General features: G+C 69.8%; 22 protein-coding genes and 1 pseudogene. 10 read left to right on the top strand and 13 right to left on the bottom strand.

Annotated features, from left to right (window positions below; genetic code table 11):
* Positions 1-14 precede the first annotated feature (14 nt).
* Entirely contained in the window at positions 15-695 is a 681-nt protein-coding gene (locus ACQP2T_RS34085) for a DUF998 domain-containing protein (RefSeq protein ID WP_433508987.1), read from the top strand.
* Between the two features lie 50 nt (positions 696-745).
* Positions 746-1,117: a DUF4345 family protein gene (locus ACQP2T_RS34080; protein WP_433508986.1), complete on the top strand. Its 372-nt coding sequence runs from the start codon at positions 746-748 to the stop codon at positions 1,115-1,117.
* Here ACQP2T_RS34080 and ACQP2T_RS34075 read toward each other — a convergent pair.
* Positions 1,045-1,512 carry a helix-turn-helix domain-containing protein gene (locus ACQP2T_RS34075; protein WP_433508985.1) on the bottom strand — a complete coding sequence of 156 codons (468 nt, stop codon included), beginning with the start codon at positions 1,510-1,512 and terminating at the stop codon, positions 1,045-1,047. The two genes, ACQP2T_RS34080 and ACQP2T_RS34075, sit on opposite strands and share 73 nt — an antisense overlap.
* A 201-nt stretch (positions 1,513-1,713) precedes the next feature.
* On the opposite strand from ACQP2T_RS34075, the pseudogene ACQP2T_RS34070 reads away from it, so the two are divergent.
* Positions 1,714-1,845 (top strand): annotated as a pseudogene (locus ACQP2T_RS34070) (transposase); the annotation flags it as partial.
* Between the two features lie 94 nt (positions 1,846-1,939).
* Here ACQP2T_RS34070 and ACQP2T_RS34065 read toward each other — a convergent pair.
* From ACQP2T_RS34065 to ACQP2T_RS34035, 7 genes are all read right to left on the bottom strand, one after another.
* On the bottom strand, positions 1,940-3,526 hold the full coding sequence (locus ACQP2T_RS34065; RefSeq protein ID WP_433508984.1) for a Na+/H+ antiporter: 1,587 nt from the start codon (positions 3,524-3,526) through the stop codon (positions 1,940-1,942).
* Between the two features lie 172 nt (positions 3,527-3,698).
* Positions 3,699-4,676 carry a M24 family metallopeptidase gene (locus ACQP2T_RS34060; RefSeq protein ID WP_433508983.1) on the bottom strand — a complete coding sequence of 326 codons (978 nt, stop codon included), beginning with the start codon at positions 4,674-4,676 and terminating at the stop codon, positions 3,699-3,701.
* A gap of 11 nt (positions 4,677-4,687) precedes the next feature.
* On the bottom strand, positions 4,688-5,596 hold the full coding sequence (locus ACQP2T_RS34055) for an ABC transporter ATP-binding protein (protein ID WP_357953355.1): 909 nt from the start codon (positions 5,594-5,596) through the stop codon (positions 4,688-4,690).
* Complete coding sequence (locus ACQP2T_RS34050) at positions 5,593-6,384, bottom strand: ABC transporter ATP-binding protein (protein ID WP_433508982.1); 792 nt, start codon at positions 6,382-6,384, stop codon at positions 5,593-5,595. Before ACQP2T_RS34050 ends, ACQP2T_RS34055 begins: the two co-directional genes overlap by 4 nt.
* Positions 6,381-7,256: an ABC transporter permease gene (locus tag ACQP2T_RS34045; protein ID WP_433508981.1), complete on the bottom strand. Its 876-nt coding sequence runs from the start codon at positions 7,254-7,256 to the stop codon at positions 6,381-6,383. The genes ACQP2T_RS34050 and ACQP2T_RS34045 overlap by 4 nt, the downstream gene beginning before the upstream one ends.
* Positions 7,253-8,320: an ABC transporter permease gene (locus ACQP2T_RS34040; RefSeq protein WP_358182423.1), complete on the bottom strand. Its 1,068-nt coding sequence runs from the start codon at positions 8,318-8,320 to the stop codon at positions 7,253-7,255. Before ACQP2T_RS34040 ends, ACQP2T_RS34045 begins: the two co-directional genes overlap by 4 nt.
* Before the next feature lie 2 nt (positions 8,321-8,322).
* Positions 8,323-9,900 (bottom strand): ABC transporter substrate-binding protein, encoded by a 1,578-nt coding sequence (locus ACQP2T_RS34035; protein WP_433508980.1) that lies wholly within the window; start codon positions 9,898-9,900, stop codon positions 8,323-8,325.
* A gap of 107 nt (positions 9,901-10,007) precedes the next feature.
* On the opposite strand from ACQP2T_RS34035, the gene ACQP2T_RS34030 reads away from it, so the two are divergent.
* The gene (locus ACQP2T_RS34030; RefSeq protein ID WP_357953344.1) at positions 10,008-10,643 is read left to right on the top strand and encodes an Lrp/AsnC family transcriptional regulator; all 636 of its coding nucleotides are present in this window, start codon (positions 10,008-10,010) and stop codon (positions 10,641-10,643) included.
* A 22-nt stretch (positions 10,644-10,665) separates the two neighbouring features.
* On the opposite strand, the gene ACQP2T_RS34025 is transcribed toward ACQP2T_RS34030, so the two are convergent.
* Entirely contained in the window at positions 10,666-11,010 is a 345-nt protein-coding gene (locus ACQP2T_RS34025) for a hypothetical protein (protein WP_357645519.1), read from the bottom strand.
* A 304-nt stretch (positions 11,011-11,314) separates the two neighbouring features.
* Here ACQP2T_RS34025 and ACQP2T_RS34020 point away from each other — a divergent pair, with 304 nt between their 5' ends.
* The 3 genes from ACQP2T_RS34020 (at position 11,315) to ACQP2T_RS34010 (ending at position 13,852) form a co-directional block, all read left to right on the top strand.
* Positions 11,315-12,343, top strand: coding sequence for an alcohol dehydrogenase catalytic domain-containing protein (locus ACQP2T_RS34020; RefSeq protein ID WP_433508979.1), 1,029 nt, complete (start codon positions 11,315-11,317; stop codon positions 12,341-12,343).
* A gap of 160 nt (positions 12,344-12,503) precedes the next feature.
* Entirely contained in the window at positions 12,504-13,268 is a 765-nt protein-coding gene (locus ACQP2T_RS34015; protein ID WP_433508978.1) for a hypothetical protein, read from the top strand.
* A complete protein-coding gene (locus ACQP2T_RS34010; RefSeq protein ID WP_433508977.1) occupies positions 13,265-13,852 on the top strand; it encodes a hypothetical protein in 588 nt (195 codons plus the stop codon). The genes ACQP2T_RS34015 and ACQP2T_RS34010 overlap by 4 nt, the downstream gene beginning before the upstream one ends.
* Positions 13,853-13,933: 81 nt before the next feature.
* Here ACQP2T_RS34010 and ACQP2T_RS34005 read toward each other — a convergent pair whose 3' ends face one another.
* The 3 genes from ACQP2T_RS34005 to ACQP2T_RS33995 form a co-directional block, all read right to left on the bottom strand.
* Positions 13,934-14,245: a LuxR family transcriptional regulator gene (locus tag ACQP2T_RS34005; protein WP_433508976.1), complete on the bottom strand. Its 312-nt coding sequence runs from the start codon at positions 14,243-14,245 to the stop codon at positions 13,934-13,936.
* A gap of 11 nt (positions 14,246-14,256) precedes the next feature.
* Positions 14,257-14,697, bottom strand: a complete 441-nt coding sequence (locus ACQP2T_RS34000) for a cupin domain-containing protein (protein WP_433508975.1) — start codon at positions 14,695-14,697, stop codon at positions 14,257-14,259.
* Between the two features lie 222 nt (positions 14,698-14,919).
* The gene (locus ACQP2T_RS33995) at positions 14,920-15,825 is read right to left on the bottom strand and encodes a MurR/RpiR family transcriptional regulator (RefSeq protein ID WP_433508974.1); all 906 of its coding nucleotides are present in this window, start codon (positions 15,823-15,825) and stop codon (positions 14,920-14,922) included.
* Between the two features lie 151 nt (positions 15,826-15,976).
* Here ACQP2T_RS33995 and ACQP2T_RS33990 point away from each other — a divergent pair, with 151 nt between their 5' ends.
* The 3 genes from ACQP2T_RS33990 to ACQP2T_RS33980 all read left to right on the top strand — a co-directional run bounded on the left by ACQP2T_RS33990 (position 15,977) and on the right by ACQP2T_RS33980 (position 19,651).
* Positions 15,977-16,741 carry a sugar isomerase domain-containing protein gene (locus ACQP2T_RS33990; protein ID WP_433508973.1) on the top strand — a complete coding sequence of 255 codons (765 nt, stop codon included), beginning with the start codon at positions 15,977-15,979 and terminating at the stop codon, positions 16,739-16,741.
* 31 nt (positions 16,742-16,772) lie between these two features.
* On the top strand, positions 16,773-17,792 hold the full coding sequence (locus ACQP2T_RS33985) for an N-acetylglucosamine kinase (RefSeq protein WP_433508972.1): 1,020 nt from the start codon (positions 16,773-16,775) through the stop codon (positions 17,790-17,792).
* 158 nt (positions 17,793-17,950) lie between these two features.
* Positions 17,951-19,651, top strand: coding sequence for an ATP-binding protein (locus ACQP2T_RS33980; protein ID WP_433508971.1), 1,701 nt, complete (start codon positions 17,951-17,953; stop codon positions 19,649-19,651).
* 72 nt (positions 19,652-19,723) lie between these two features.
* Here the strand turns inward: ACQP2T_RS33980 and ACQP2T_RS33975 are convergent, their stop codons facing one another.
* A complete protein-coding gene (locus ACQP2T_RS33975; protein WP_433508970.1) occupies positions 19,724-22,801 on the bottom strand; it encodes a discoidin domain-containing protein in 3,078 nt (1,025 codons plus the stop codon).
* Between the last annotated feature and the right edge of the window lie 145 nt (positions 22,802-22,946).

Raw genomic sequence — 22,946 nt, 5'->3', positions numbered from 1 at the left:
CATAAGCTAACTATATGTCCGACGCAGCCTTAACCACCGGACCAGCCGTCCCGCGTCTCGCCGCAGCCGCCGCCCCAGCGGCGGCGGCCATGTTCCTGGGCAGTCTCGCGGTGTTCGCCTCATTGCGCGACGACGGCTATTCGCATGCCCACAAGGCGGTCAGCGAATTGGGCGCCTCAGGGGCGCCGCACGCGTTCGCGTTCAACGCACTGGGCTTCGTCGCCCCCGGACTGCTGGTGATCGCGTTCGCAACGGGGTTCGCCCCGCTGATCCGGGCCGGCGGCTCCGCGGTCGGGCCGGCACTGCTGGCCCTGTCCGGGGCGTCTCTGGTGATCGCCGGCGTCTTTCCCGTGGACATGGCGGCACGCGACTCCGGCACGTCCCTCGCGCATCTGGCCGCCGCCACCGCCTCGGGTGTCTTCTGGGCCGCCTCCCTGTTCTGGATGGGCCGGCTATTGACGCGCCTGCCGCGAGTCGGGGGCTTGGCACGGGTCACGCCGTGGTTCGTGCTGTTCCCGGTGGCGAATCTGGCCTGGCAGGTGATGTGGCAGGCCACGGGGTGGCCGCCGCCTGGCTGGGGCCAACGCCTCGCCTTCGCCGGCTACTTCCTCTGGATAGCTCTTACCGGTGTGATGCTGCTGCGCGGGTCAAGTGCGGCCCGCGGCGGGTCGGTGAAAGCCGGATGCGGTGCGTAAGCGGCAGGCTGACCCAGTAATCTGCTGTGCTGCAAAAGGGGCGTACCTTCATGTCGGCTGTCGTGATCGTCGTGGTGGCGGTCTTCTTTCTCGGGATGGGTGCCTACGGGCTTGTCGCGCCCGCCGCGCTGATCAGGCCGTTCCGGATCGTGGCCGACTCGGTCGAGGCGCGGACCGAGATCCGCGCCGTGTACGGCGGTTTCGGCGTGGCCGTCGGGGGTCTGTTGCTGGCAGCGGCGGCCGACGCGGGCGGGATGCGGAGGGGCGTGGTCGTGACCGTCGCGGTGTCCCTGCTGGGTATGGCCTTCGGACGGCTGGTGGCGTGGTTGGTAGAGCGGCCGTCGGCGTTCTATCCCTCCTGGCTGTACTTCTGGGTGGAGGCCGTCGGCGGTGGCGTGCTGCTGGCTGCCGTCACCTGGTGAGCCGTCCCGTCACACGATGGGATCCAGGCACCGGATCGTGAGATGCCCGGAGAGCAGCGCGCTCGGGGAAGGCCGAACATCGCGCGGAACGCGGTGCTGAAGTGGGACGGACTGGCGAAGTAGCCGTCGGCCGCGGCACGGGTGAGTTTCTCGCCCGCGGCCGGCGCCCGGCCGGCCCGGTGAATCTGCGCCCACAGCCGGAACCTCCGGTACGAGGTGCCCGTCCGGTTCGGGAACAGTCGCAGGAAGCGTGACTCCGACAGCCCGAGCTCGGCGGCCAGCAGCGCGGCGGGCAAGGGCTCGTCCGCGCCGATCAGACGGCGCATGGCGGCGGTGAACCTGGCTCGGCATGCCCGGTCCTCGGCCGACCCGGGGCCGAGGCAGAGAAAGACCATGCGGTCGCCGCCTGGCAGTGGCGCGGCTGCCGAGTGAGCTGGGCCGGGGACCGCTGGCGCACGGGCGCGGGAACGACCAGTGCTGGGCCCTGGGCCGGTCAAGACGCTGACGGCAAGTTGTTCCACATCGGATACACCATCGAGGGCGTCGGGAAGCTGCTGTGATTGGGCCAGTGCCCGGAAGGTTGGGGGCCACCTCACTCGGTCATAACCGACCTGCGCAACCGCAGCGTGCGCGACATCCTCATCGCCTGCTGCCACGGCCTATGCGGGTTCGAAGACGCCGTGCACTCCGCCTGCCCGCACACCACCATGCAAACCTGCTTCGTCCACCGGAGCCATAAGGAATCAACTTGGCCTTCGCCGTCGTGATCAGTAGTGCCATCCTGGAAGCGTCTCGCCGACGGCCGGGCGTCCGGCTGGCAGGTCAGTGCATGCTTCGGGCGTCGAGTTGGCGTAGCACCCTCGTGACCACCTCGGGGTCGGCGGTTGAGTCGCGGCGTGCGTCGATTACTGCCTGGCGGGCGGCGGACAGCATTTCCGACTCGACCCGCCTGACCGTCCGTACCCGCTCGGCTCGTTTCTCGTACGCCGCGCGCCGCTCCTCGTCGGCGGCTTCGGCGCTGATGCGCATGCCGATGTCCGTCATCCGTTTGGCGAGCAGTTCCACCACCTCTTCAGGCAGGTCCTCGGCTTCGTCGATTTCCTTGAGTCGTCGCTTGGCGGCCTTGGCGGCGCTGATGGCCAGGCGGCGTTCCAGGTCCCGCTCGGCCGCCGTGTCGGTTTTGACGCCAAGCTTGGTCACCAGCCAGGGCAGGGTCAGACCTTGGAGGACCAGTGTGACCAGGATGACGGCGAACGCGATGAACACCAGCACGGCCCGCTCCGGGAACGGCGACCCGTCCTCCGTCTTCAGCGGAAGGGCCAGAGCGAGTGCCACCGAGGCGACGCCGCGCATGCCCGCCCACCACATCACAACCGTCTCGCGCCAGCTCAGCGGCACCTCGGAGTCGTCGTCCCCGGCCCGGCGGGTCTTCCTGGCCAGCCAGGCGGCGGGCAGCAGCCAGACCAGGCGTACCACCACCACGACGCCCACCACGGCGGCGCTCCAGCCGAGCACCTCGGTCAGCCGGCCGCCGACCGTACCGAACAGGCTGTGCAGCTCCAGTCCGATCAGGCCGAACGCCACGCCCGTCACGAGCGTGTCGACGATCTGCCAGAACGTCGCGGCCGCGAACCTGCCGTGCACGTCGTCGGCGTCCGACAATCGGTCGCTCAGGTAGAACGCGCTGGTCAGTACGGCCAGCACCCCCGAGCCGTGCCACTTGTCGGCCACCGCGTAGCTGACGAACGGTACCAGCAGCGACAGCCCCACCTGCAGCGTGGCATCGCCCAGCAGGGCCATCAGCCGGCCGGCGAGCCAGCCGAGCCCCAGTCCCACCGCGACCGCCACCACCGCCGACAGCACGAACTCGGCCAGCGCGCCCGGCCACCAGAAGACGCCGGTGACCGCCGCAGTGATCGCCACCTTGTACAGCACGATCGCCGTGACGTCGTTGAACAGGCCCTCGCCCTCCAGCAGCGACACCAGCCGCCTGGGCAGCCCCAGCCGGCCCGCCACCGCCGTGGCCGCGACCGGGTCGGGCGGCGCCACCAGCGCGCCGAGCGCCGCCGCGGCCGCGATCGGCAGGCCCGGGATGAGCGCGTGCGCCGTCACCGCGACGGCCGCCGTCGTCACGAACACCAGCGCCACGGCGAGCAGGAAGATCGGGCGCCAGTTCGCCGCGAACTGGCGCCACGACGTCCGCCGCACCGCCGCGTACAGCAGGGGAGGGAGGAGGAGCGGCAGGACGATGTCGGGGGGTACGTCCACGTTCGGTACGAATGGCAGCAGGGCCAGGACGATGCCGAGCAGAGTCATCAGTACGGGCGGTGGCAGCCCGAGCCGGTCGCCGAGCGGCACCGTGATCAGGGCGCCCAGCAGGATGAGCATGAGCAGCACGAACTGGTCCACGACGCCCTCCGATGATCGTCTCAATCAGCCTAGACGGGTCGTTTGCCGAGGCCATGGAGGGGGCGGCCCTCAGAGCTGCGATCCCAGGCCGCAGAGGGGCGGCCCCAGAGGTGCGATCCGGGGCCGCGGGGCGGGCCTGGGCCCCGGAGGTGCATCCATGCGGGGTGCGGCGTCAGTGGTCGAGGACCTGCAGGGTGTGGTGGGCGGAGCCTAGAGGGGTCGGGCCCGATGCCGTGATGGCGACCACGTCGGCCACCCGGGCACCGAACAGGTCCGGCACGTAGATCGCGGGCTCCAGGCACAGGGTCGTGCCCGGTTCCAGGGGCGTGACGTCGCCGGGCTGGACGCGCGGGCCCTCGTCGTGGCCCAGCCCCACGCCCCGGCCGAAGTGGGCGGCGGCGAAACGGCCGTACCCGCTGCCGTCGATCACGTCCCCGACCGCCTTGGCCACGCTCTCGGCGACGGCCGACGGCAGGGCCGCCGAGCGCAGGGCGGCGGCCCGTGCGGCGAGTACGACCGAGTACATGGCCTCGAAGTCCTCCGGCGGCTCGGCGACGGCGAACACCCGTGCCACCTCCGCGCAGTAGCCGTCCCACCGGCCGCAGAGCGACACCAGCAGCGCGTCGCCGGGGTTGATCACCCGGTCGCCGGGGCGGTGCGCGGGGCGCGCGGTGTGCTCGCCCGCGGCGACCCGCAGCGACAGGACCTCCTCGCAGCCGGTCTCCAGCAGCAGTAACCGCAGCCGGGCCGCCATCGCCCGCTCGGTGGCGCCGAACCAGGACAGCTCGCGGGCCTGGCCGAGCACCGATTCCGCGGCCACGACGGCGCGCTGGACCGCCTCGATCTCATGCGGCCGCTTGCGCAGCCGCAGCGGTGCCAATACGGCCGTGGCGGGCACCAGTTCGGCCTCGATCGCGAGGCCGAACAGCTCGCGGACCCGCATCTCGGGGTCCACGCCGACGCGCCGCGCGGCCCGGGGTACGAGCGGGACCGGGTCGGCGGTCTCGGCGGCCGTGTCCAGGGTGACGACGAGAAACCCGTCGCCCTGCCCGCCCAGGAACCTGAAGTCGGGCGAGGGCCGCAACACCAGGGCGTCCACCTCGGCCTCGGCCATGGCCGCCCGCACGGCCTCCAGAGTCGGGTCCGTCACGTCGGGGTCCGTCACTTGGGCTCGTGCAGCCAGCAGGCGACCGGTCCGAAGTCGGGCTCCTTGTCCCGGCACACGTCCATGACCTGCGGGCAGCGCGGGTTGAACCGGCACCCCGCCGGCGGGTCCGCCGGGTCAGGAACGTCGCCGGGCAGTTCGGCGGGCAGGACGCCCATCCCGTCGGGCTTGGGGATGGCGCGCAGGAGCGCCTGCGTGTACGGGTGCCGGGGGTTGGCCCACACCTCGGCCGTGTTCCCGACCTCGACGATCCGGCCGAGGTACATGACCGCGATCCGGTCGGCGATCAGCCGCACCACCGACAGGTCGTGGCTGATGAACAGCAGCCCCGCGCCCGAGTCCACGGCCAGGTCGCGCATCAGGGTGGCGACCTGCGACTGGGCCGAGGCGTCCAGTGCCGAGATCGGCTCGTCGCCGATCAGCAGCCGGGGCCGGGCCGCCAGCGCCCTGGCGATCGCGATGCGCTGCCGCTGGCCGCCCGAGAACTCGTGCGGGTGCCGGCTCGCGAAGTCGCGCGGCAGCCCGACGCGTTCCAGCAGGTCGGCGGGCGCGGTGGCGGTGTCGCCTGAGGTACGGAGGCCGTCGGCGATCTGGTCGCCCACGCGGCGGCGCGGGTTCAAGGACGCGTACGGGTCCTGGAACACCATCTGGATGCCCGTCAGCTTGCGCCGCCGCAGCCCGAGCGGTGTGACCGGCTGCCCGTCGAACGTGATCGAGCCCTCGGTGACGGGGTTCAGCCCGCAGACGGCGCGGGCCAGCGTCGACTTGCCGCAGCCGGACTCGCCGACCAGGCCGACGACCTCGCCGGGCCCGACGGACAGGCTCGCCCCCGCGACCGCCCTGACGATCGGGCGCCCGGGCGAGCGGTGCTCGACGACCAGGTCGTCGATCGCCAGCAGGGTCATGAGTCCTCCGAACGGGGAGCCGCCTCGGTGTCGGGCAGTGAGTCGAGCAGGGAGCGGGTGTACGGGTGGGCGGGTTCGCGCAGCACCTGGCCGCGCGCCCCCGTCTCCACCACCAGGCCGTCCTTCATCACGCTCACCTCGTCCGCCACCGCCGACATGACGCCCAGGTCATGGGTGACGAGCAGCACGGCCAGCCCCAGCTCGTCGCAGAGCCCGCGCAGCAGCCGCAGCACGCCCGCCTGCACGGTCACGTCCAGCGCGGTCGTCGGCTCGTCGGCGATCAGCACCTTGGGGGAGCAGGCCAGCGCGATGGCGATCGCCACCCGCTGCCGCATGCCGCCCGAGAACTGGTGCGGGAAGCGCCCGTACGCCTCCTCGGCGCCGGGGATGCGCACCTTGCCGAGCAGCTCGACGGCCCGCCGCCGGGCCTCCCGCTTGTCGAGGCCGAGGTGGTGGCGCATGTGCTCGGTGAGCTGCTTGCCGATCGTGAGCATCGGGTGCAGGCTCGTGGCCGGGTCCTGGAAGACCATGGCCACCTCGCCGCCGCGTACCCGGTTCAGCTCCTTAGGCGGCAGCGTGAGCAGTTCGCGGTCGCCGAGCGCGATGCTGCCGGTGGTGCGCGAGCCGTGCGGCAGCAGTCCGAGTACGGCCAGGCCGGTCATCGTCTTGCCGGACCCGCTCTCGCCCGCCAAGCCATGGACCCGGCCCTCCTGGAGCGACAGGTCCACGCCGCGCAGGATCTCCTTGCCGCCGATGGTCACCTTCAGATCGGTGATGTCCAGGGTCACAGGGCACGCTCCTTGATGGCGCGGGCCGTACGGGGGTCGAGGGCGTCCCGCAGCGTGTCGCCGAGGAAGTTGAAGGCCAGCACCACGGTCAGGATCGCCAGGCCGGGGAAGGTCGCCACCCACCAGCTGTCGAAGACCTCCACGCCGGAGGCCACCATCGCGCCCCACTCCGGAGACGGCGGTTTGGCCCCGAGGCCGAGGAACGACAGTCCCGACAGCAGCAGCAGCGCGGTGCCGATGTCGAGCGTGGCCAGGACGAGCACCGGGCCCGTCACGTTCGGCAGCACGTCCACGCGCAGCGAGCGCCAGGCCGAGAAGCCCAGCAGCCGCCCGCTCAGCACGAACTCCCGCTCCCGTACGCCCAGCACCAGCCCGCGCGTCACGCGGGCGTAGGCGGGCCAGGCCACGACGAGTACGGCCAGCACCGCGTTGGTCAGGCTCGCCCCGAGCGCCGCGGCCACCACCATGGCCAGGATGACCGTCGGGAACGCGAACACCAGGTCCGCCACCCGCATGATCGTCTCATCCACCCATCGGCCGAAATATCCGGCGCAGGCGCCGAGCAGGCCGCCGATCAGCACCGACAGCGCCACCAGCATCAGCGTCAGCGGGATCGACACCCGCGCGCCGTGCATGACCCGGCTGAGGATGTCCCGGCCGAGCTGGTCCGTACCGAACCAATGACCTGGCCCCGGGGCGGCCAGGCGCGGCAGGTCCTGGGCCAGCGGGTCGTGCGGCGCGAGCACCGGCGCGGCCAGCGCGATCACCAGCCAGGCGATCGCGATCACGCCGCCCACGACGGCCAGCGGCTGCCGCCAGGCATGGGGGAGCCGCCCGGTCAGGCCCTTGCGGGCCAGGGGATCCCGTTTCACTGCAACCTCACTCGGGGATCGATGACGCCGTACAGCACGTCCACGATCAGGTTGATGACGAGGTAGACGACACCGACCACGAGCCCGACGCCCATGACGGCGGGCAGGTCGAGGGTGGTGGCGCTCTTGTAGGCGTACTGGCCGACGCCCGGCCAGGCGAAGATCGCCTCGACCAGTACCGTGCCGGACAGCAGGCTGCCGAACGCCAGGCCCGCGACGGTGATGATCGGCACCAGCGCCGAGCGCAGCACGTACCGGAACAGGATCGTCCGGCCCGGCAGGCCCTTGGCGCGGGCGGCCCGCACGTAGTCCTGGCCGAGCACCTCCAGCACGGCCGAGCGGGTGAAGCGGGTCAGCAGCCCGATCGTGTACAGAGCCAGCACGAGGGCGGGCGTGATCAGGTGGCCGACGGCCGAGCCGAAGATGTCCCACCGGCCGGCCAGCAGCGCGTCCACCGTCTGCAAGCCGGTCACGGCCGGGGCGTTGCCCAGCGCCGCGTCGACCCTGCCGCTGCCCGGGGTGATCTGCAGCCGGTAGAAGAACACGTAGAAGGCCACCAGCGCCAGCCAGAACGTCGGCACCGAGATGCCGATCAGGCTCAGCACCCGCAGCGCGTGGTCCGACAGCCGGTCCCTGCGCAGCGCGGCGATCACGCCGAAGGCCACGCCGAGCACGAGGGAGACCAGGATCGCCGCCCCGGCCAGCTCCAGCGTCGCCGGGACGAACTCCGCCAGGTCCTGGCTCACCGGCCGGTGGCTCTGCTGGCTGGTGCCGAGGTCGCCGTGGACGACGCCCTGGAGATGCAGCAGGTACTGCTCCCACAGCGGCTTGTCCAGGCCGTGCTCGCTGCGCCACTGCGCGACGATGGCCGGGTCGCCCAGGGCCCGCTGGCCCAGGTTCGCGGCCACGGGGTCGCCGGGCACCAGGTTCGTCAGCACGAACGTCACCAGCGTGATGCCCCAGGCCAGCAGCAGCGCCATGAGGATCCGCCGGATCAGGAACCGGGCGAGGGGATGCGCCCCGCGCCGCCTGGACGGGCGGGGCGGGGCGGACGTGGCGGGCATGCCTACTTCGCGCCGAGGTCGGCGACGTCGACGGTCCAGACCGGGTGGTACTCCAGGCCGGTCACGGAGGCGGCCGTCACGATGTTCTGGCTCGGCTGGATCAGCGGGATGAACGGGCCCGAGGCGTTCAGCTTCGTCTGCACGTCGGCGTACGCCTGCTTGCGCGCGTCGTCGCCGATCGCGACCGCGGCCTTCTCACCCGCGGCCTCGATCTCCTTGGCCGCGCCGGCCTTCCAGCCCGCCCGCAGGCCCACGGTCTTGCCCGGCAGGAAGGCCAGGTAGTCGCTGGGGTCCGGGTAGTCAGGGCCCCAGTACCACAGGCCCATCTCCTCCTTGCCGTTGCGGTAGTTGTCCAGCGCGGTGGTGACCGGCGCGGGCTGCAGGTCCACCGTGATGCCGACATCCTTGAGGTTGGCCTGGATCCGCTCGGCCAGCGGCTGGAACGACAGGCCGTTCACGGTCAGCTCGCTCGGGTACTCCAGCTTCACTGTCGGGTTGGCCACGCCGCTCGCGGCCAGGGCCGCCTTGGCGCCCTCGACGTCGCGCTTGGCCGCCTGGTCGGCGGGCAGCGCGCCCAGCAGCTGCGACGGGATCACGCCCGGCGCCTGCGTGGAGCCCTCACCGGCCAGTTCGAGCAGGCCCGCGTAGTCGACGCCCTTGCGCACGGCCTCGACGAACTTGGCGTTCGGCGTCGTCTTGCTGACCTTGTCGTCCTGGTTGGCCAGCAGGAAGATCACGTTGGCCGAGGCGGTCTTCTTGACCTGCAGGTTCGCCGGCATGCCGGTCACCTGGTCGCCCGACAGGTTGAGCGCCACCTGGCTGTCGCCGCGCTGGACGTTCAGCTTCTGCGTGGCGGACTCGACGTTGCGGATGACGACCTTGTCGTAGGCGGGCTTGGTGCCGTAGTACTTCGGGTTCGCCTTCAGTACGACCTGGCTGCTCACGTTGAACGACTCGATCGTGTACGGGCCCGAGCCGGCGGAGGAGGCGTTCAGGTACTGCTCGGCCTTGTCCTGCGCGTCCGCGGTCGCGCCGTGCTGCTTGGCCAGCTTGCTGTTGATGATGCCCAGCGCCGGGTTCGGCAGGATGAACGGCAGCGCCGGGTTGGCCGCCTTGGAGGTCAGCGTGATCGTCGAGTCGCCCTCCTTGGCCACCTCGACGCCGTCGAGCAGGAACGACGGGGTCCCCTTCATGTCACGCACCCGGTTCAGGGAGAACACCACGTCGTCCGCCGTGACGGGGGAGCCGTCGGCGAACGTCGCGCCCTGCTTGAGCTTGAGCGTGAGCACCTTGCCGTCCTTGGACAGCTCGTACGACTCGGCCAGCGCCGGCACCGGCTTGGTCACGTCGGCGCCGTCGAAGGTGAGGAGCGTCTCGTAGATCGCCTTCTCGACGGTCAGGCCGGTCGGCTCGTACGTGCGCCCGGGGTCGGCCGTCTTGAGGTCGAAGGACGTGTCGATCACCAGGGTCTTGCCGCCGGCGCTCTGGGCGACGGGGGTCTGGGAACCGCCGCTTCCGCAGGCGGCGAGGGCGAGTGCACCGGCGAGCAGCACAGCCGCCGTCTGCGAGCGGGTCGCCATTGAGTCCTCCAGTTGGACGGTTGGCCGAAAGATGTCGAGGATTGTCGGGCAGAACGTCCAGGCACTGTGCGGTCGCTGAGACGTATATAAATGGGCTGGGGGTAACTATGAGTGAAATTTCCAGGAATGGTGCCAGCGGTAGCGGTCAGCCTGGACGGATCGGCATCGGCCTGGAGCTCGACGCCGTCCACCTGAAGATCCTCGAGGTCCTGCGGGAGAACGGCAGGATCTCGGTCTCGTCACTGGCCGAGCGGGTGGGCATCTCCCGGGCCAACGCCTACACCCGCTTCGAGGCGCTGCGCGCCGACGGCGCGATCAAGCGGTTCACCGCCGAGATCGACCACGTCAGGACGGGGCTCGGCATCACCGCGCTGATCTTCGTGACCGTGCGGCAGCAGATGTGGAAGCAGTTCAGGGCCGAGCTGGCCAGGATGCCCGAGGTCGAGTACTGCGCGATCACCACGGGCCAGCACGACGCGATGATCCAGGTGCGGATGTCGGACGTGGCCGAGGTCCACGCCATGGTGACCGACCGGCTGGCCAACATCCCGGCCGTGAAGGCGACCGAGACGGTCTTCATCCTGGACGAGGTGCTCAGGCGGCCGTACGTGCTGCCCAGCGACCGTGACAAGGCCCGTCCGGCGCGGCGGGCGGCCCAGGAGGCCCCCGGCGACGTGCCGCTCGGCAAGATGCGCTTCGTCGGCGCCGCGGAGGGAAGGGCCGCCCTGCGCAAGGACGGGTAGATCAAGCGGAAGGACGAAGAGGTCAGCCGGTGACGACCTCGGTGCACACACTGACGTGCCGGGTGTCGTCGCCCTCGAACTGGAACTCCTCCACCAGGCGCAGCCGTCCGTCGGCCTCGGTCTCGATGCGGCTGTTGCTCTGGCCGCCCGCCTTGCCCCCGGCCTTGAGCGCGTGCGCGTAGGCGATGGAGACCAGGTCGCCGTCCCTGGTGCCGACGAAACGGCCGTGGGTGACGGTGTCACCCGTGTAGCTGCCCCACACCACCCCGTCGGCCTCCCAGTAGTCGAACGCGGTGGGCCGCTCCTGGTCCACCACGCTCGCCGTCGAACTCACCATCACGAATCTGCGGCCGTTGAGAAGGTTCACGGCGCCCATGCTCCCGATATTTCCTGACACGGAGCGTCAGGCTGGACGTTTCTCGCCGATCGCCGAGATCTCCTCGGCGATCCGTCCAGCCGCCGGGGCCGCGAAACGGGACTTGTCAGGAAACCGGCTCTGGTGGCCCAGGTTTACCGGGGGTCAGACAAGTGGTCAAAGAGCAGAGTGGAACGATGGACTTGTGACGGCCGCTCCGCAGGCCGCCGCTTCCCATGAGACGAACTTGTGACGGCCGCTCCAGCGGGTCGCCGGTTCCCATGAGACGAACTTCCCATGACGAAAAGGAGACGCCATGTCTTCTTCGGCCACGCACCGTTCCATGCAGGTCGGCGAGCCTGGCGGGGGCCTGTCTCTCGTCCGGGCGGACACCCGGGAGCCGGGCCCGGGCCAGGTGCGGATCACCGTCGAGGCGTGCGGAGTATGCCACTCCGACGCGCTGATCACCTCCGGCCACATCCCGGGCACCACCTTCCCCGTCACGGCGGGGCACGAGATCGCGGGACGCGTCGACGCGGTCGGCGACCACGTCACCGGCTGGTCCGTCGGTGATCGGGTGGCGGTCGGCTGGTACGGAGGCAGCTGCGGTCACTGCGACGCCTGCCGGCAGGGAGACGGCATCCTGTGCCCCGAGCTCCAGGTGCCGGGTGCCGCGTACGCGGGCGGGTTCGCCGACTCCGTCGTGGTGCCGGCCGTCGCCCTGGCCGCGATCCCGGACGAGCTCACGGCGGTGGAGGCCGGGCCCCTGGCCTGCGCCGGCGTGACCGTGTACAACGCGCTGCGCCACAGCTCCGCGCGTCCGGGCGACATCGTCGCGATCCTCGGTGTGGGCGGCCTGGGGCACCTGGGCGTGCAGTTCGCCGCGAAGATGGGCTTCAACACCATCGCGCTGGCCCGCGGTCCCGACAAGGCGCCGCTGGCGCACAAGCTCGGCGCCGCCCACTACGTCGACAGCGCCGCCGCGCCCGTGGCCGACGCGCTGCGGGCGTGCGGGGGAGCCAAGGTGGTGCTGGCGACGGTGACCAACGCCGAGGCGATGTCGGCGACGCTCGACGGTCTGGGGCCCCGCGGTGAGCTCATCATCGTCGGCGTCGACATGGAACCGCTGCGGGTCACGCCCCTGCAACTGGTGGGGGCGGCCAGGCGGATGTACGGGCACGCTTCCGGCAACGCGGTCGACATCCAGGACACCATGAGGTTCGCCGCCCAGAGCGGTGTCCGGGCGTGGACCGAGGAGGTCCCGCTGGAGGAGGCCCAGGCGGCGTTCCAGAAGATGCTCTCCGGCCAGGCCCGCTTCCGCATGGTTTTGACCACGGGCAGCTGAACGACCCGGCGGCGGCGTGGGACGCCTTTTCCGCTGCGAGATCTCCGCCTGACCGTTACCGATCGGTGACGTACTGTAGCGCAATCTATCCCCTGAGTAGCAGCGCGGTCTGTGATAGTAATGTCACGCTCGGTGTTCGGTGGGGATTGGGGAGATCCTTATGCTGCAATACGTAATCGCGGCCGTGGCCGCGGTGGGTGTGGTGGCGCTCGCGGCCACCCTGTTCAGGCTCACGAAGAAGGGCAGCGACGACAACGACGCCGGCGGGCCGTCGGCCGGCCACGCGGGCGCGATGCTGTCCGCCCTGTTCCTCCTGGTCTTCGCCATCGCGATCATCGTGCCGTGGACCACCGCCGACTCCGCGAGCCAGAACACGCACACCGAGAGCCAGGCCGCCGTGGAGGCCTACTGGTCGGCGTCCGGCCTGCCCGGCACCGCCCCCGACGTCGTGCGCGCCGGGCTGCGCGACTACATGACGTTCGTCGTCCGAGACGAGTGGCCCGTCATGCAACGCGGCTCGATGGATCCCGTCGGCACGGAGCGACTCGACGCGCTCCGGGCCCGCGTCGCCGCGCTACAGGTGACCACCGACCAGAAGGAGGCCAAGACCGCGGTGCTCGACCACCTCGCGGCCCTCGCCTCCGCCCGTTCCCAGCGCACCGCCGACGCCGCCGCGACGCCGCCCGACGGCCTGCTGGCCCTGACGATCCTCACCGGGCTGCTGGTCATCCTGTTCCCGTTCCTGGCCGGAGCGCGGCCGACCGGGCTGGCGATCCTGCCGCTGGTGGCGATGGCCGCGATGCTCGGCTTCGGCGTGTACCTCACCTGGGACATCTCCCACGCCTTCGACGGACCGCTGGCCGTGGGGCCGGAGGCGTACAAAGGCGCGCTGCAGGAGTTCGCCCGGATAGCCGGAGGCGTGTGACCGTGGGGGCCTGGCGCATGCCGCTGCTCCTGGCGGGCACGCTGCTGGCGCTGTCCGCGAGCGCTCCCGCCGCGGCCGACCCGGATCCGGGCGACGTGACGGTGAAGGTCGGCGTCGAGGCGACCGTCTGTGTGGACGTGCCGCTGGTGAGCGTACACATCGGGAAATGCGCGGCACCGGCGGCGCAGCCGCCGACCGTGGTGAAGCCGCCGAGTGTGGTGATCGTGAAGCCGCGCCCCGTCGTCACCCCGCAGCCCGTGGCCACCCCGAAGGTGACGCCCAGGGTGCGGGTCGTGATCACTCCCCGCCCCGCGAAACCCAAGCCGACTCAGCGGCCGACACCCAAGCGTGTGCGGGTGCCCCACATCGCGCCCCAGCCCGTCCGCATCAAGCCGGCGAAGCCGACGCCGAAACCCACACCGACCCTCAAGCCGACGCCCAAACCCCCGGTCGCCTACGTACGCGCCCATCGCGCCCCGCCACCGCGCCCGCGGAAGAACCCGCTGGGCACCGTGCTCCTGATGGTGGTCCTCACCACGGCCATCGCCTCCACCACGGCTGTGGCGTTCGCGTCCGTGCGATAAAACCGGCACCCGGGTCTGGTCGAACAACCGCCTGGCGACGCTGAAGGCGGGAACCGAAACCGGTTCCCGCCTTCTCGGCTTTCAGCGTGCGGTGGTGAACAGGAACGCGCAATCCTGTACGGCCTCCACGCGGTGGCGGCGTTCGGGCATGACCAGCAGATCGCCGGGCATCCCGTCCCAAGAGTCGGGCCCGGCGACAAGCCGTATCCGCCCGTGCAGTACGTGCACCGTGACCTCGCCAGGATGCTCGTGTTCGTGCAGGTGTTCGCCCTGTCGCAACGCCATGACGGTCTGCCGCAGCGAACGATCGTGTCCCCCGTGGACAGTGGTGGCGCTGCGGCCGCTGTCCGCCTCGCGGGCAAGCGTGAGCTGATCGCGAACCAGGGCGGTCAACGAGACCTTGGTCATGACTGTGGGGCGCGACGGTCTCGCCGAGCCTCCAGCTCTTCCGGGCTGACCGGGATCAGCATCGGCTGTCCAGGCGCGCAGAACATCGTCACCACGAACTGCGACTCCTCGTCGGTGAGGTGGTTGCCGTCCTGGTAGTGGATCACGTCGCCACCGGGCTCCCAGAACGCGTCACCGGGCCGGAGAACCCGCATGGGCTCGCCTTCGAGCTCGAAGTTGACGGCGCCCTTGATCACGTAGCCGTACGCGGGCCCGGAGTGCCGGTGAGGCGGCGCGCCAGGGCTGTTCGGCGGCAGCGTGACGCGGAGCGTCATCGCTTCGGCCCCCTCCGGCGCGGACGGCGCCCCCGGCACGCTGCCGACGACGTCGATCTGCGGTGGTGGCCCGCTCTTGTCGGGGTTGTCGAGGTGGTGGGCTTGAGCGTGATCGGTGCTCATCACGATTCCTTCCCGGAAGTGGCCGGCTCGATCCGGCCGTGCACCAGCTCAGACAAGTCAGCGCCCCGATCTGTGACAACGCTCCCGAACAGTGGCCCCCGGTCGCCTACATACGTGCCCATCGCGCGCGGAAGAATCCGCTGGGCACCATGCTCCTGATGGTGGTCCTCACCACGGCCGTGGCGTTCGCGTCCGTTCGATATAGCCGGAACGGGCCGGGCCCTAAGGCTGTTCCTGTCCCGTGTCGACGGTGTCGGCCGCGTCGTCGACCTTGTACGGCCGAATGGCTTGTGCTGTGAGGGCCATGGCTTCCGTGGTCTGTTCGAAGGTGCGCTGGGTGACGGCGATGTAGAGCACGTCCAGGACGGCCAGCTGGGCGTGTCGGCCGAGGATGGTTTGGGTGCTGAAGCCGGCCGGGTGCACCTTGGTGGCCAGGACGAGCTCGGCCTGGCGGGCGACAGGGGAGGTCAGGTCGCTGGTAAGGGCCACGGTCCGGACGCCGTGTGAGCGCGCTTCGGTGAGCAGATCGACGACCTCGCGAGTGCGCCCGCTCTGGGAGAAGACCACAAGGACATCGCCACGGGACATGAGGGCGGCACCGGTCAGGGCCATGTGCGTGTCGGTGAAGGTCCAGGCGGGAAGGCCGATGCGACATAGCCGTTGCTGCAATTCCGAGGCCGTGGTCGCGCTGCCGCTGACCCCGTAGACCATCACCCGGCGGGCCGCGGCCAGCAGGCCGGCCGCGCGCTCCACGGCGGCCAGGTCGAGGTTGGCGATCGCCTCGGTGACGACATGTCCGATGTTGGCGGAAATGACACGGGCGACCTGCTGAATGTCGTCCGCCTCGGTCAAGTTCGTGCCGATGTGCTCGACCCAGGCGTCGGGGCCGGTGCGGCCGCTGTCGGAGGCGAGGGCGATGCGCAGGGCGGCGTAGCCGTTCAGGTTCAGCGACCGGCAGAACCTGGTGATGGTGCCGGTGGAGACCCCACACCGCTCCGCCAGCTCGACGATGGTCAGCCCGGCCACCGCCGCCGGATCGCCGAGTGCGAGCTCGGCGATCGTACGCTGAGCGCCAGGCATGGTGGGCAGCAGCGCGCGGATGCGCTCGATGACGCCGCTCTGTGACATGCGAATCTCTATTCGTCAAAAATTTTTCTTCGCTATGTTGGCTGTCAACGTATCACGAGGCGCGAATGCCCGATAAATGTCCTTGACATGGCCAGTTGCTCGATTCCACAGTGAGTCGGAGTGGGAAATATTTCTCCATATGGGGGTCGTGGTGTCTGATCAGCATCGCCCAAGTGCCGCCGCCTATCTCGTGGCGGCCAGGACCATCCTGGAGCAGGTCGTCTCCGAGCAGGCGCCCGCGGTCCAGGCCGCGGCCGACCTCATCACGAAATCGATCCGTGCGGGCGGTGTCGTCCAGGCGTTCGGTACCGGGCATTCGGAGGGGCTGGCGATGGAGATCGCCGGCAGAGCCGGTGGGCTGGTGCCGACCAACAAGATCGCCTTGCGCGACCTGGTCACCCTCGGAGACTCCCCGCGCGAGGTGCTGTTCGATCCGTTTCTGGAACGGGACCCGGCCGTCGCCTACCAGCTCTACGAGCTGGCCGCTCCTCGCCCGGAGGATGCTTTCGTCATCGCGTCCAACTCCGGTGTGAACGGGTGCGTCGTGGAGATGGCCCAGTTGGTGACGCGGCTGGGGCACGCACTGATCGCCTTCACCTCGACCCGGCACACCGCGCAGGCCACCTCCCGTCACCCGTCCAAACTCCGGTTGATCGACTTCGCCGACGTCGTGCTGGACAACGGGGCCCCGCACGGTGACGCGCTGCTGCCGATGGCCTCGGGCGCCAAGGCCTGCGGGATCTCCTCCATCAGCGCCGGTCTGCTGGCGCAGATGGTCGTGGCGGAGGTCGTGCGTCGCCTTGACGAGGCGGGTGAGCAGGTCCCTGTCTACCTGTCCGCCAACATCGCCGGCGGCGACGATCACAACCGAATCCTGGAAGAGCGCTACGCCGGACGGATCCGGAGGCTCTTATGACAGGGCTCTTCTTCACCGCGCGAGCCGTCGGATGAGCGTCACGCTCGTTCTTGGCATGGACATCGGCGGCACCTCCAGCCGCGTCATCGTGGCCGACCTGTTCGGGCGCCTGCGCGGCGTCGGCCGGGCAGGCGGCGGCAACCCGGTCTCGCGCGGCCCGGCCGCGATCACCGCCATCCGTGACGCCTTGTGCGCCGCACTGGTCGCCGTCGATCCGGCCGACGTCAAGGCGGCCGTCTTCGGCCTGGCGGGCGGCGATGTCGCCGTTCACGACCCTGAGATCGCCCAGGCGCTTCGTGCGGGATGGCGGCAGGCTGGACTGCGGTGCACGCCGACCATGGTCAGCGACGTCACTCTCGCGTACGTGGCAGGTACCGACTCCGCCGAGGGCAGCGTCCTGGTATCCGGTACGGGGGCGGTCGCCGCGGCCATCCGCGAACGCACCATCGTGCGATGCGCCGACGGGCACGGCTGGCTGCTCGGCGATCTCGGCTCCGGCTTCTGGATCGGGCGCGAGGGCATACGAGCCACGCTCGCCGCGATGGACCGCTGCCACCCGCCATCCGACCTCCACCGCGAGATCCTGCACGCACTGGGAGTGGCGCACGCTGAGCGGCGAACCTTGGCTTCGACCAGCGCCACCATCGACGCGGCTCATCGCATGCCACCTGCTGAGCTGGCCAAGCTCGCCCCTCTCATCCTGACAGCCGCGGAAGGCGGAAACGTCGAAGCGAGGCTGATCGCCAGGCGGGCCGCCGAGCACCTCACCGCATCGCTCAACGCCATCCGGATCCTTGGCGCCACCAGCCCCATCGTGCTCGGGGGCAGCTTGCTGACCACAGCCAATCCGCTCTCTCAAGCCGTCCGCGCGTCGGTCCGGAAGGTATGGCCGGATGCGGAGATTCACCGCGCCGGCGGGGGAGCCGCAGCCGCGGCATGGCTGGCCGCCCGGCGGCTTTCCGGCGTACCCGCGCTCGAATCCCACGCGCTTTATACGCGGCTCCTGGGCGCCGAGCCGATCCCCCCGCGCCGCTCACAGAAGATCCGATGACTGATCTGAGCCGTTCCCGATGTGCCTTCTTGGAGCAGGTCGAGTCGATTTCGAGACGTCATCGTCCGTCGCACCTCACACCACGTTTACGAAGGGACGCCGCTCACATGGAGCCCACACAAGCCAGCTGGTGCCGCTTGCCGGGAGGAGGGCGGCTGATGCGCGAAGAGCCGCGAAACGGAGCCGGCGTCAGCCCGGCCGGCGAAGAACCACCTCTGGGCGTGCTGATACGAACCTGGCGCGAGCAGGCACTGCTGACACAGGAGGAGCTGGCCAAACGGTCGGGACTGAACCCCCGGACCCTTCGTCGGCTGGAGCACGGCGAACCCCACCGCCCACGCGGCTCGTCGCTCTTGGCCCTGGCCGAAGCACTGAGGCTGGACCCTGGAAAGCAGAAGCAATTGGTCGCCGCATCGCTCAGGAGCCACACCCATCCAGGGGCGCGCGGGTTCAAAGACGACACGGACACGTCGTCCCACGCGCCGGCTTCTGCGATGACCATGCCGCGCCAGCTCCCGCCCGGCCCCGCGCACTTCGTCGGCCGATCCAAGGAACTGCGCACACTCGACGGCATGCTCACACCGGACGAACAGATCATGCGGACGGGTCCCAAGGTGGTGGTCATCGCCGGATGCGCCGGGATCGGCAAGACCGCGTTGGCGATGCACTGGGCGCACCTGGTCGCCGGCCGTTTCCCCGATGGCCAGTTGTATGTGAACCTGCGGGGATTCGCGCCAAGCGCGGACACGGCTGATCCAGCTGAGGCGATCCGCGGCTTCCTTGGCGCATTGGGTGTTGTCGCGCAGCGGATCCCCGCCGGCGCGGACGCTCAGGCGGCGCTGTGGCGCAGCGTGGTGAACGGAATGCGGCTGCTGATCGTCGTTGACAACGCACGCGATGCCGGTCAGGTTCGTCCGCTGCTTCCTGGTGGCAGCGGGTGCCTGGTCATCGTGACCAGCCGCGATCAGCTGCCCGGCCTGGTGGCCGCGGGCGCCAGCCCGCTTGTGCTCGATCCGCTGTCCAACGGTGACTCCTTGCGGCTGCTGGCCGAACGGCTCGGCGCCGAGCGCGTGGTCGCGGCCCAGAAGGCCGCGAAGGAGATTGCCGCGGGGTGTGCTGGATTACCGCTGGCGTTGTCCGTTGTGGCGGCACGCGCGTCCATCCATCCCGGCTTCAGCCTCGACGACCTCGCCGTTGAAGCGGATGCCGCCAGCAGTTGGCTGGACGTGCTGTCCTGCGAAGACCCGTTTGCCGATGTCCGGTCCGCGTTCTCCTGGTCCTATCGCACCCTCGGAGCGGCGGCCGCCCGGATGTTCCGGCTGCTTGGCATGCACCCAGCACACGACATCGGTGTTCCGGCGGCTGCCAGCATGTGCGATCTGCCGGTACGCCAGGCGCGCGCCTTGCTGGCAGAGCTGCACCGCGCACATTTGATCGCGGAATCCGTTCCCGGCCGATATCAGCTGCATGACCTCATGCGCGCCTACGCCGTTGAACTGGCCGAGGCCCAAGAGTCGCGCACGGAACGTCACCAGGCCGAGCGCCGCGTCTTCGATCACTATCTCCTCACCAGTTTGGCAGCCTCACACCAGTTGACCGGGCTGCCGCACGACGGCATCCCCGTCGATCCTTTGGCGCTCAATGTCAGGCCGGAGTCCATCGCTACTTACCAGCAGGCCATGGAGTGGTACCAGCGTGAACATCGGACGCTGCTGGCCCTCATCGACCATGCCCGCGGCAACGGGGACGGCTGCCGCCTCGACCGGCTCGCTCGAGGGCTGGCCGATTATCTCGATCGCGGCCGACATTGGCAGGAGTGGAGACTTGTCGAGCATGGCCGTCGAGCGACGTCGACGTAGTGCTCATCCAGCCTGGTGAGAGGGGCGGAGCTCGGCTGAGCTCGCCCCTCTCACCAGTCAGGTGGCCGCACGTTACCGGGCCTGGCCCGCTTCGATCTCCGCGAATTGCATCACCTTGCCCGTCCCGGTGACGCGCACATATCTGGTGGTGACCGGATCGAAGGTGAAGGTCTGGCCATCGGCGCCGGGCCGTGGGTAGCCGTTCTGAGTCGTGACGGTGGTCCAGGCCGAGCCGTCGGGGGAGATCTCGACGGTGAAGCGGGAGGGGAAGCCGTCGCCCGTGTTCGCGCCGTCGTTCCTGGCGTAGAGGGTCACCTGCCCCACCCGGGTGGGGCCGCCGAGGTCGACCTGCAGCCATTCGGGGTGTTCTGTCGTCCCGATCAGGCTGCTCCAGCCCATGGAGTACCAGAGGTTGGAGTGGCGCACCCCGTCGGTGGCGTTGACGCGCAGCCAGCTCTCGGCCGGATACTCCACCGAGCTGGAGGAGGTGACCGTACGGCCGGCGGCCAGGTTGCCTCCGGCGGCCTCGATCTCGGCGAACTGCATGTGGTATTCGCCGAACTGGTCGGTGCCCAACTTGGTGCCGGTGACCTTGATGTAGCGGGCGCTGACCGGGGCGAACGGGAAGGTCCGCGCTCCGGCGCCCGGCTTGGCGTAGCCGGTCACGGTGGCGACGTTGGTCCAGGTCGAGCCGTCCGCTGAGACGTCGATGGTGAAGTCCTTGGGGAAGCCCGAGCCGGCGTTGGCGCCGTCATCGCGCGGGTACAGGTCCACCCGGCTCACCGGGCGCGCCGAGCCGAGATCGGCCTGGACCCACTCGGTGTGGTCGGCGTTCTTGCTGTCGGAACTGCTCCAGCCGAGGGCTCCGGTGACCGAGGAACGGCGGCCGTCCACGGCCGAGCCCGCTCCCCAGCCGTCGGCCTCGTACGAACTGGAGGCGGTGATGCCGGCGCCCTCGGCGGTGTTGGTCATGGGATTGATGTGCACGTTGTCGAAGCGGGCGGCGGCGCCGCCGGTGACGAGGGCGACGTTGCCGACAGGGAAGGCCGCGTCGGTCACCGTCAGCACCGGGGCCTGGCGGGTGCCGCTGTAGACCTTCAGCGTGTTGCCCTTGGCCACGACCCGGAGGCGATTCCACTGGCCCGCCGCGTAGCCGGGGGCGTCGGCCTCGGCCAGGCGGGTTCCGTTGCGGTAGACGAACACCTTGCCGTTGTCGCGCTGGGCGATGAGGTAGCCGGTGTCCATGTCCGAGCCGTTGAGGCTGCGAACCATGAGTCCGGCCCAGTTGGCGCTGCCGCCGTCGGGCGACACACCCGTGATCTTGAGGTCGACGCCGGCGGCCACGTCCCGATAGGCCCGGCCCTCCAGGACGGAGGTCACTCCCCAGTCGGCGGCGGTGCTGGCCTGGACGTACTCCTGCCCGCTGACCGACCATGAGCCCCTGGTGGTGCGCCAGTGCTGGCCGGCGGTGCCGAAGTCGTCGTTGTACGGGAAGGCGAGGTCCGGGGAGTCGGCGGAGAGCTCGTCCAGGATCTGCTTGTGCCGCTGCTCCACCTCGGTGCCCGAGCGCTCGTAGTGCGTGGCGTCCAGGATCAGGCTGTTGGCGATGGCCTGGGCGGCCACGGGCTTGGTCTTGGCGAGCTGGTTGAGCAGCTCGAAGTCCTCCAGGCCGTCCGTCTGGGCCTCGCTGCGCAGGCTGTCGTAGACGTTGAGGGCGTTTTTGTCGGGCCGTACCAGCCATCCGTCGCCGCTCTGGGAGTCTTTGAAGGTATCGATGTGCTGACCCGGCCTGTTGAAATCCCACCAGTAGTTCCAGCCCCAGTGCAGGTATCCGGTGCCGCCGATCTTCCACACCAGCCACGGCAGGAGCCGCGTCTCGGCCAGGTGGTGGCTGATGAAGCGGTTCATGTAGTCGCTCTCCGGGATGTTGGCGGTGTAGAGCCACAAGTCCTTCCCGGCCAGCCGCTGGGACTGGTAGTGCGCGATGTTGGGTTGGTAGAGGAACGTGGCCGGCGTCAGCGTGGTCAGCGACGGTTCGGTGGCGGGGTAGAGCTCGTTGTGCGCCTCGTTGGTGCGGGGGGTGGGGAAGTACTGGCGGTACTTGCCGTACAGCCAGTTGGCGGCTTTGTACCAGTCGGAGTCGAAGCGCGGCTCGTCCACCGCGCTCATGTAGAACTTGTCGGTCCACTTCAGGAGATCCAGGTGCGCTTTGAGCGCCGGTAGCACCTTGTCCAGGTAGGCGCCGGCCTTCGCGTCGCCGTAGGGCACCAGGACCCGCTTGAGCGCGCCTTTCACCCCGTCGGCGGGGACCAGCATCTCCAGCTGGTTTCCTCCCTCTATCAGGGTCGGGGTGTAGATGTACTGCAGCGCGCCCGCGGTCTCGAACAGCTTCACGAACCGGTCGAAGTCATCCCAGTTGAAGGTGAAGTTTCCGGCCGCGTCCACGGTCGACCGGGGAATGAGCAGCGCCTGGAAGTCGGCGTAGATCACGTTGTTGCGGTGCTTGGCGTGGTTGGCCGCGAAGTTCTTGATGACCGTCCACCAGTCCTCGTCGAACATCTTGACGCCGTACTGGTCCGGAATCGCGTCGATCGTGCCCGCGTAGTCCCAGCCGGCGGAGGTGAACCAGTTGTTCATCTTGAAGGTCGACTCGTTGGCCGGCGGGACGGTGACGTCGTAGACGCGCAGGCTCACGGGCACGGTGACATTGCCGGACGCGCTCTGGACCACGGCGTTGCCGGTGTAGACGCCGGGTGCCTGACCCGCGGGTACGAACACCTGGTAGAACCAGGCCAGCGTCGTGTTCGCCGCCGGGCTTTGCGTGGCGTTCTCCACCAGGGCGTCGTAGTAGGCGGAACCGCCGTCCGGCGGATCTTGGCGCGTGGCGCCGATCTTCTGGATCGTCGGATGGTTGTATTCCAGCCGAACCGTCGGCACCAACTGGCTTCCCGGGCCGGTCAGCGGGCTCACACTGACCGATACGCCGCTCTGCGCGGAGGTGGACCGGGCCAGGATCTGGGCGGCCTCGAACTCCCCGCGGGCCGCGTACAGCGCGATGGACTGGGTGGATCCCACCGGGGACGAGGTGAAGGGCCGGTCGGCCGCGTCCATCGTCCACACCGACAGCCCTGCCGCCGCCTGCGCGGGCACTACCAAGAAGGTCAGACATAAGAGGCTGAGGACCGTGGTGAGCATCGTTCCGCTTGATTTCATTCCGCCTCCGTATTTCGATCTTGAGAAAAATTTCTCTGCACTTTCCGCATAGATTGAGATTGTCCACCCCTATGTCAAGCAG

Source organism: Nonomuraea sp. CA-143628 (assembly GCF_050942315.1).
Classification (GTDB): domain Bacteria; phylum Actinomycetota; class Actinomycetes; order Streptosporangiales; family Streptosporangiaceae; genus Nonomuraea.
Note: the sequence above shows the minus strand (reverse complement) of the source record. Positions and strands in the feature narration are given on the sequence as shown.

Excerpts from the sequence above, each read along its gene's own strand:
- ACQP2T_RS34085 (WP_433508987.1), top strand. The coding sequence starts at position 15 with ATGTCCGACGCAGCCTTAACCACCGGACCAGCCGTCCCGCGTCTCGCC.
- ACQP2T_RS34080 (WP_433508986.1), top strand. The coding sequence starts at position 746 with ATGTCGGCTGTCGTGATCGTCGTGGTGGCGGTCTTCTTTCTCGGGATG.
- ACQP2T_RS34075 (WP_433508985.1), bottom strand. The coding sequence starts at position 1,512 with ATGGTCTTTCTCTGCCTCGGCCCCGGGTCGGCCGAGGACCGGGCATGC.
- ACQP2T_RS34055 (WP_357953355.1), bottom strand. The coding sequence starts at position 5,596 with ATGACCCTGCTGGCGATCGACGACCTGGTCGTCGAGCACCGCTCGCCC.
- ACQP2T_RS34040 (WP_358182423.1), bottom strand. The coding sequence starts at position 8,320 with ATGCCCGCCACGTCCGCCCCGCCCCGCCCGTCCAGGCGGCGCGGGGCG.
- ACQP2T_RS34035 (WP_433508980.1), bottom strand. The coding sequence starts at position 9,900 with ATGGCGACCCGCTCGCAGACGGCGGCTGTGCTGCTCGCCGGTGCACTC.
- ACQP2T_RS34030 (WP_357953344.1), top strand. The coding sequence starts at position 10,008 with ATGAGTGAAATTTCCAGGAATGGTGCCAGCGGTAGCGGTCAGCCTGGA.
- ACQP2T_RS34020 (WP_433508979.1), top strand. The coding sequence starts at position 11,315 with ATGTCTTCTTCGGCCACGCACCGTTCCATGCAGGTCGGCGAGCCTGGC.
- ACQP2T_RS34015 (WP_433508978.1), top strand. The coding sequence starts at position 12,504 with ATGCTGCAATACGTAATCGCGGCCGTGGCCGCGGTGGGTGTGGTGGCG.
- ACQP2T_RS34000 (WP_433508975.1), bottom strand. The coding sequence starts at position 14,697 with ATGAGCACCGATCACGCTCAAGCCCACCACCTCGACAACCCCGACAAG.
- ACQP2T_RS33995 (WP_433508974.1), bottom strand. The coding sequence starts at position 15,825 with ATGTCACAGAGCGGCGTCATCGAGCGCATCCGCGCGCTGCTGCCCACC.
- ACQP2T_RS33985 (WP_433508972.1), top strand. The coding sequence starts at position 16,773 with ATGAGCGTCACGCTCGTTCTTGGCATGGACATCGGCGGCACCTCCAGC.
- ACQP2T_RS33980 (WP_433508971.1), top strand. The coding sequence starts at position 17,951 with ATGCGCGAAGAGCCGCGAAACGGAGCCGGCGTCAGCCCGGCCGGCGAA.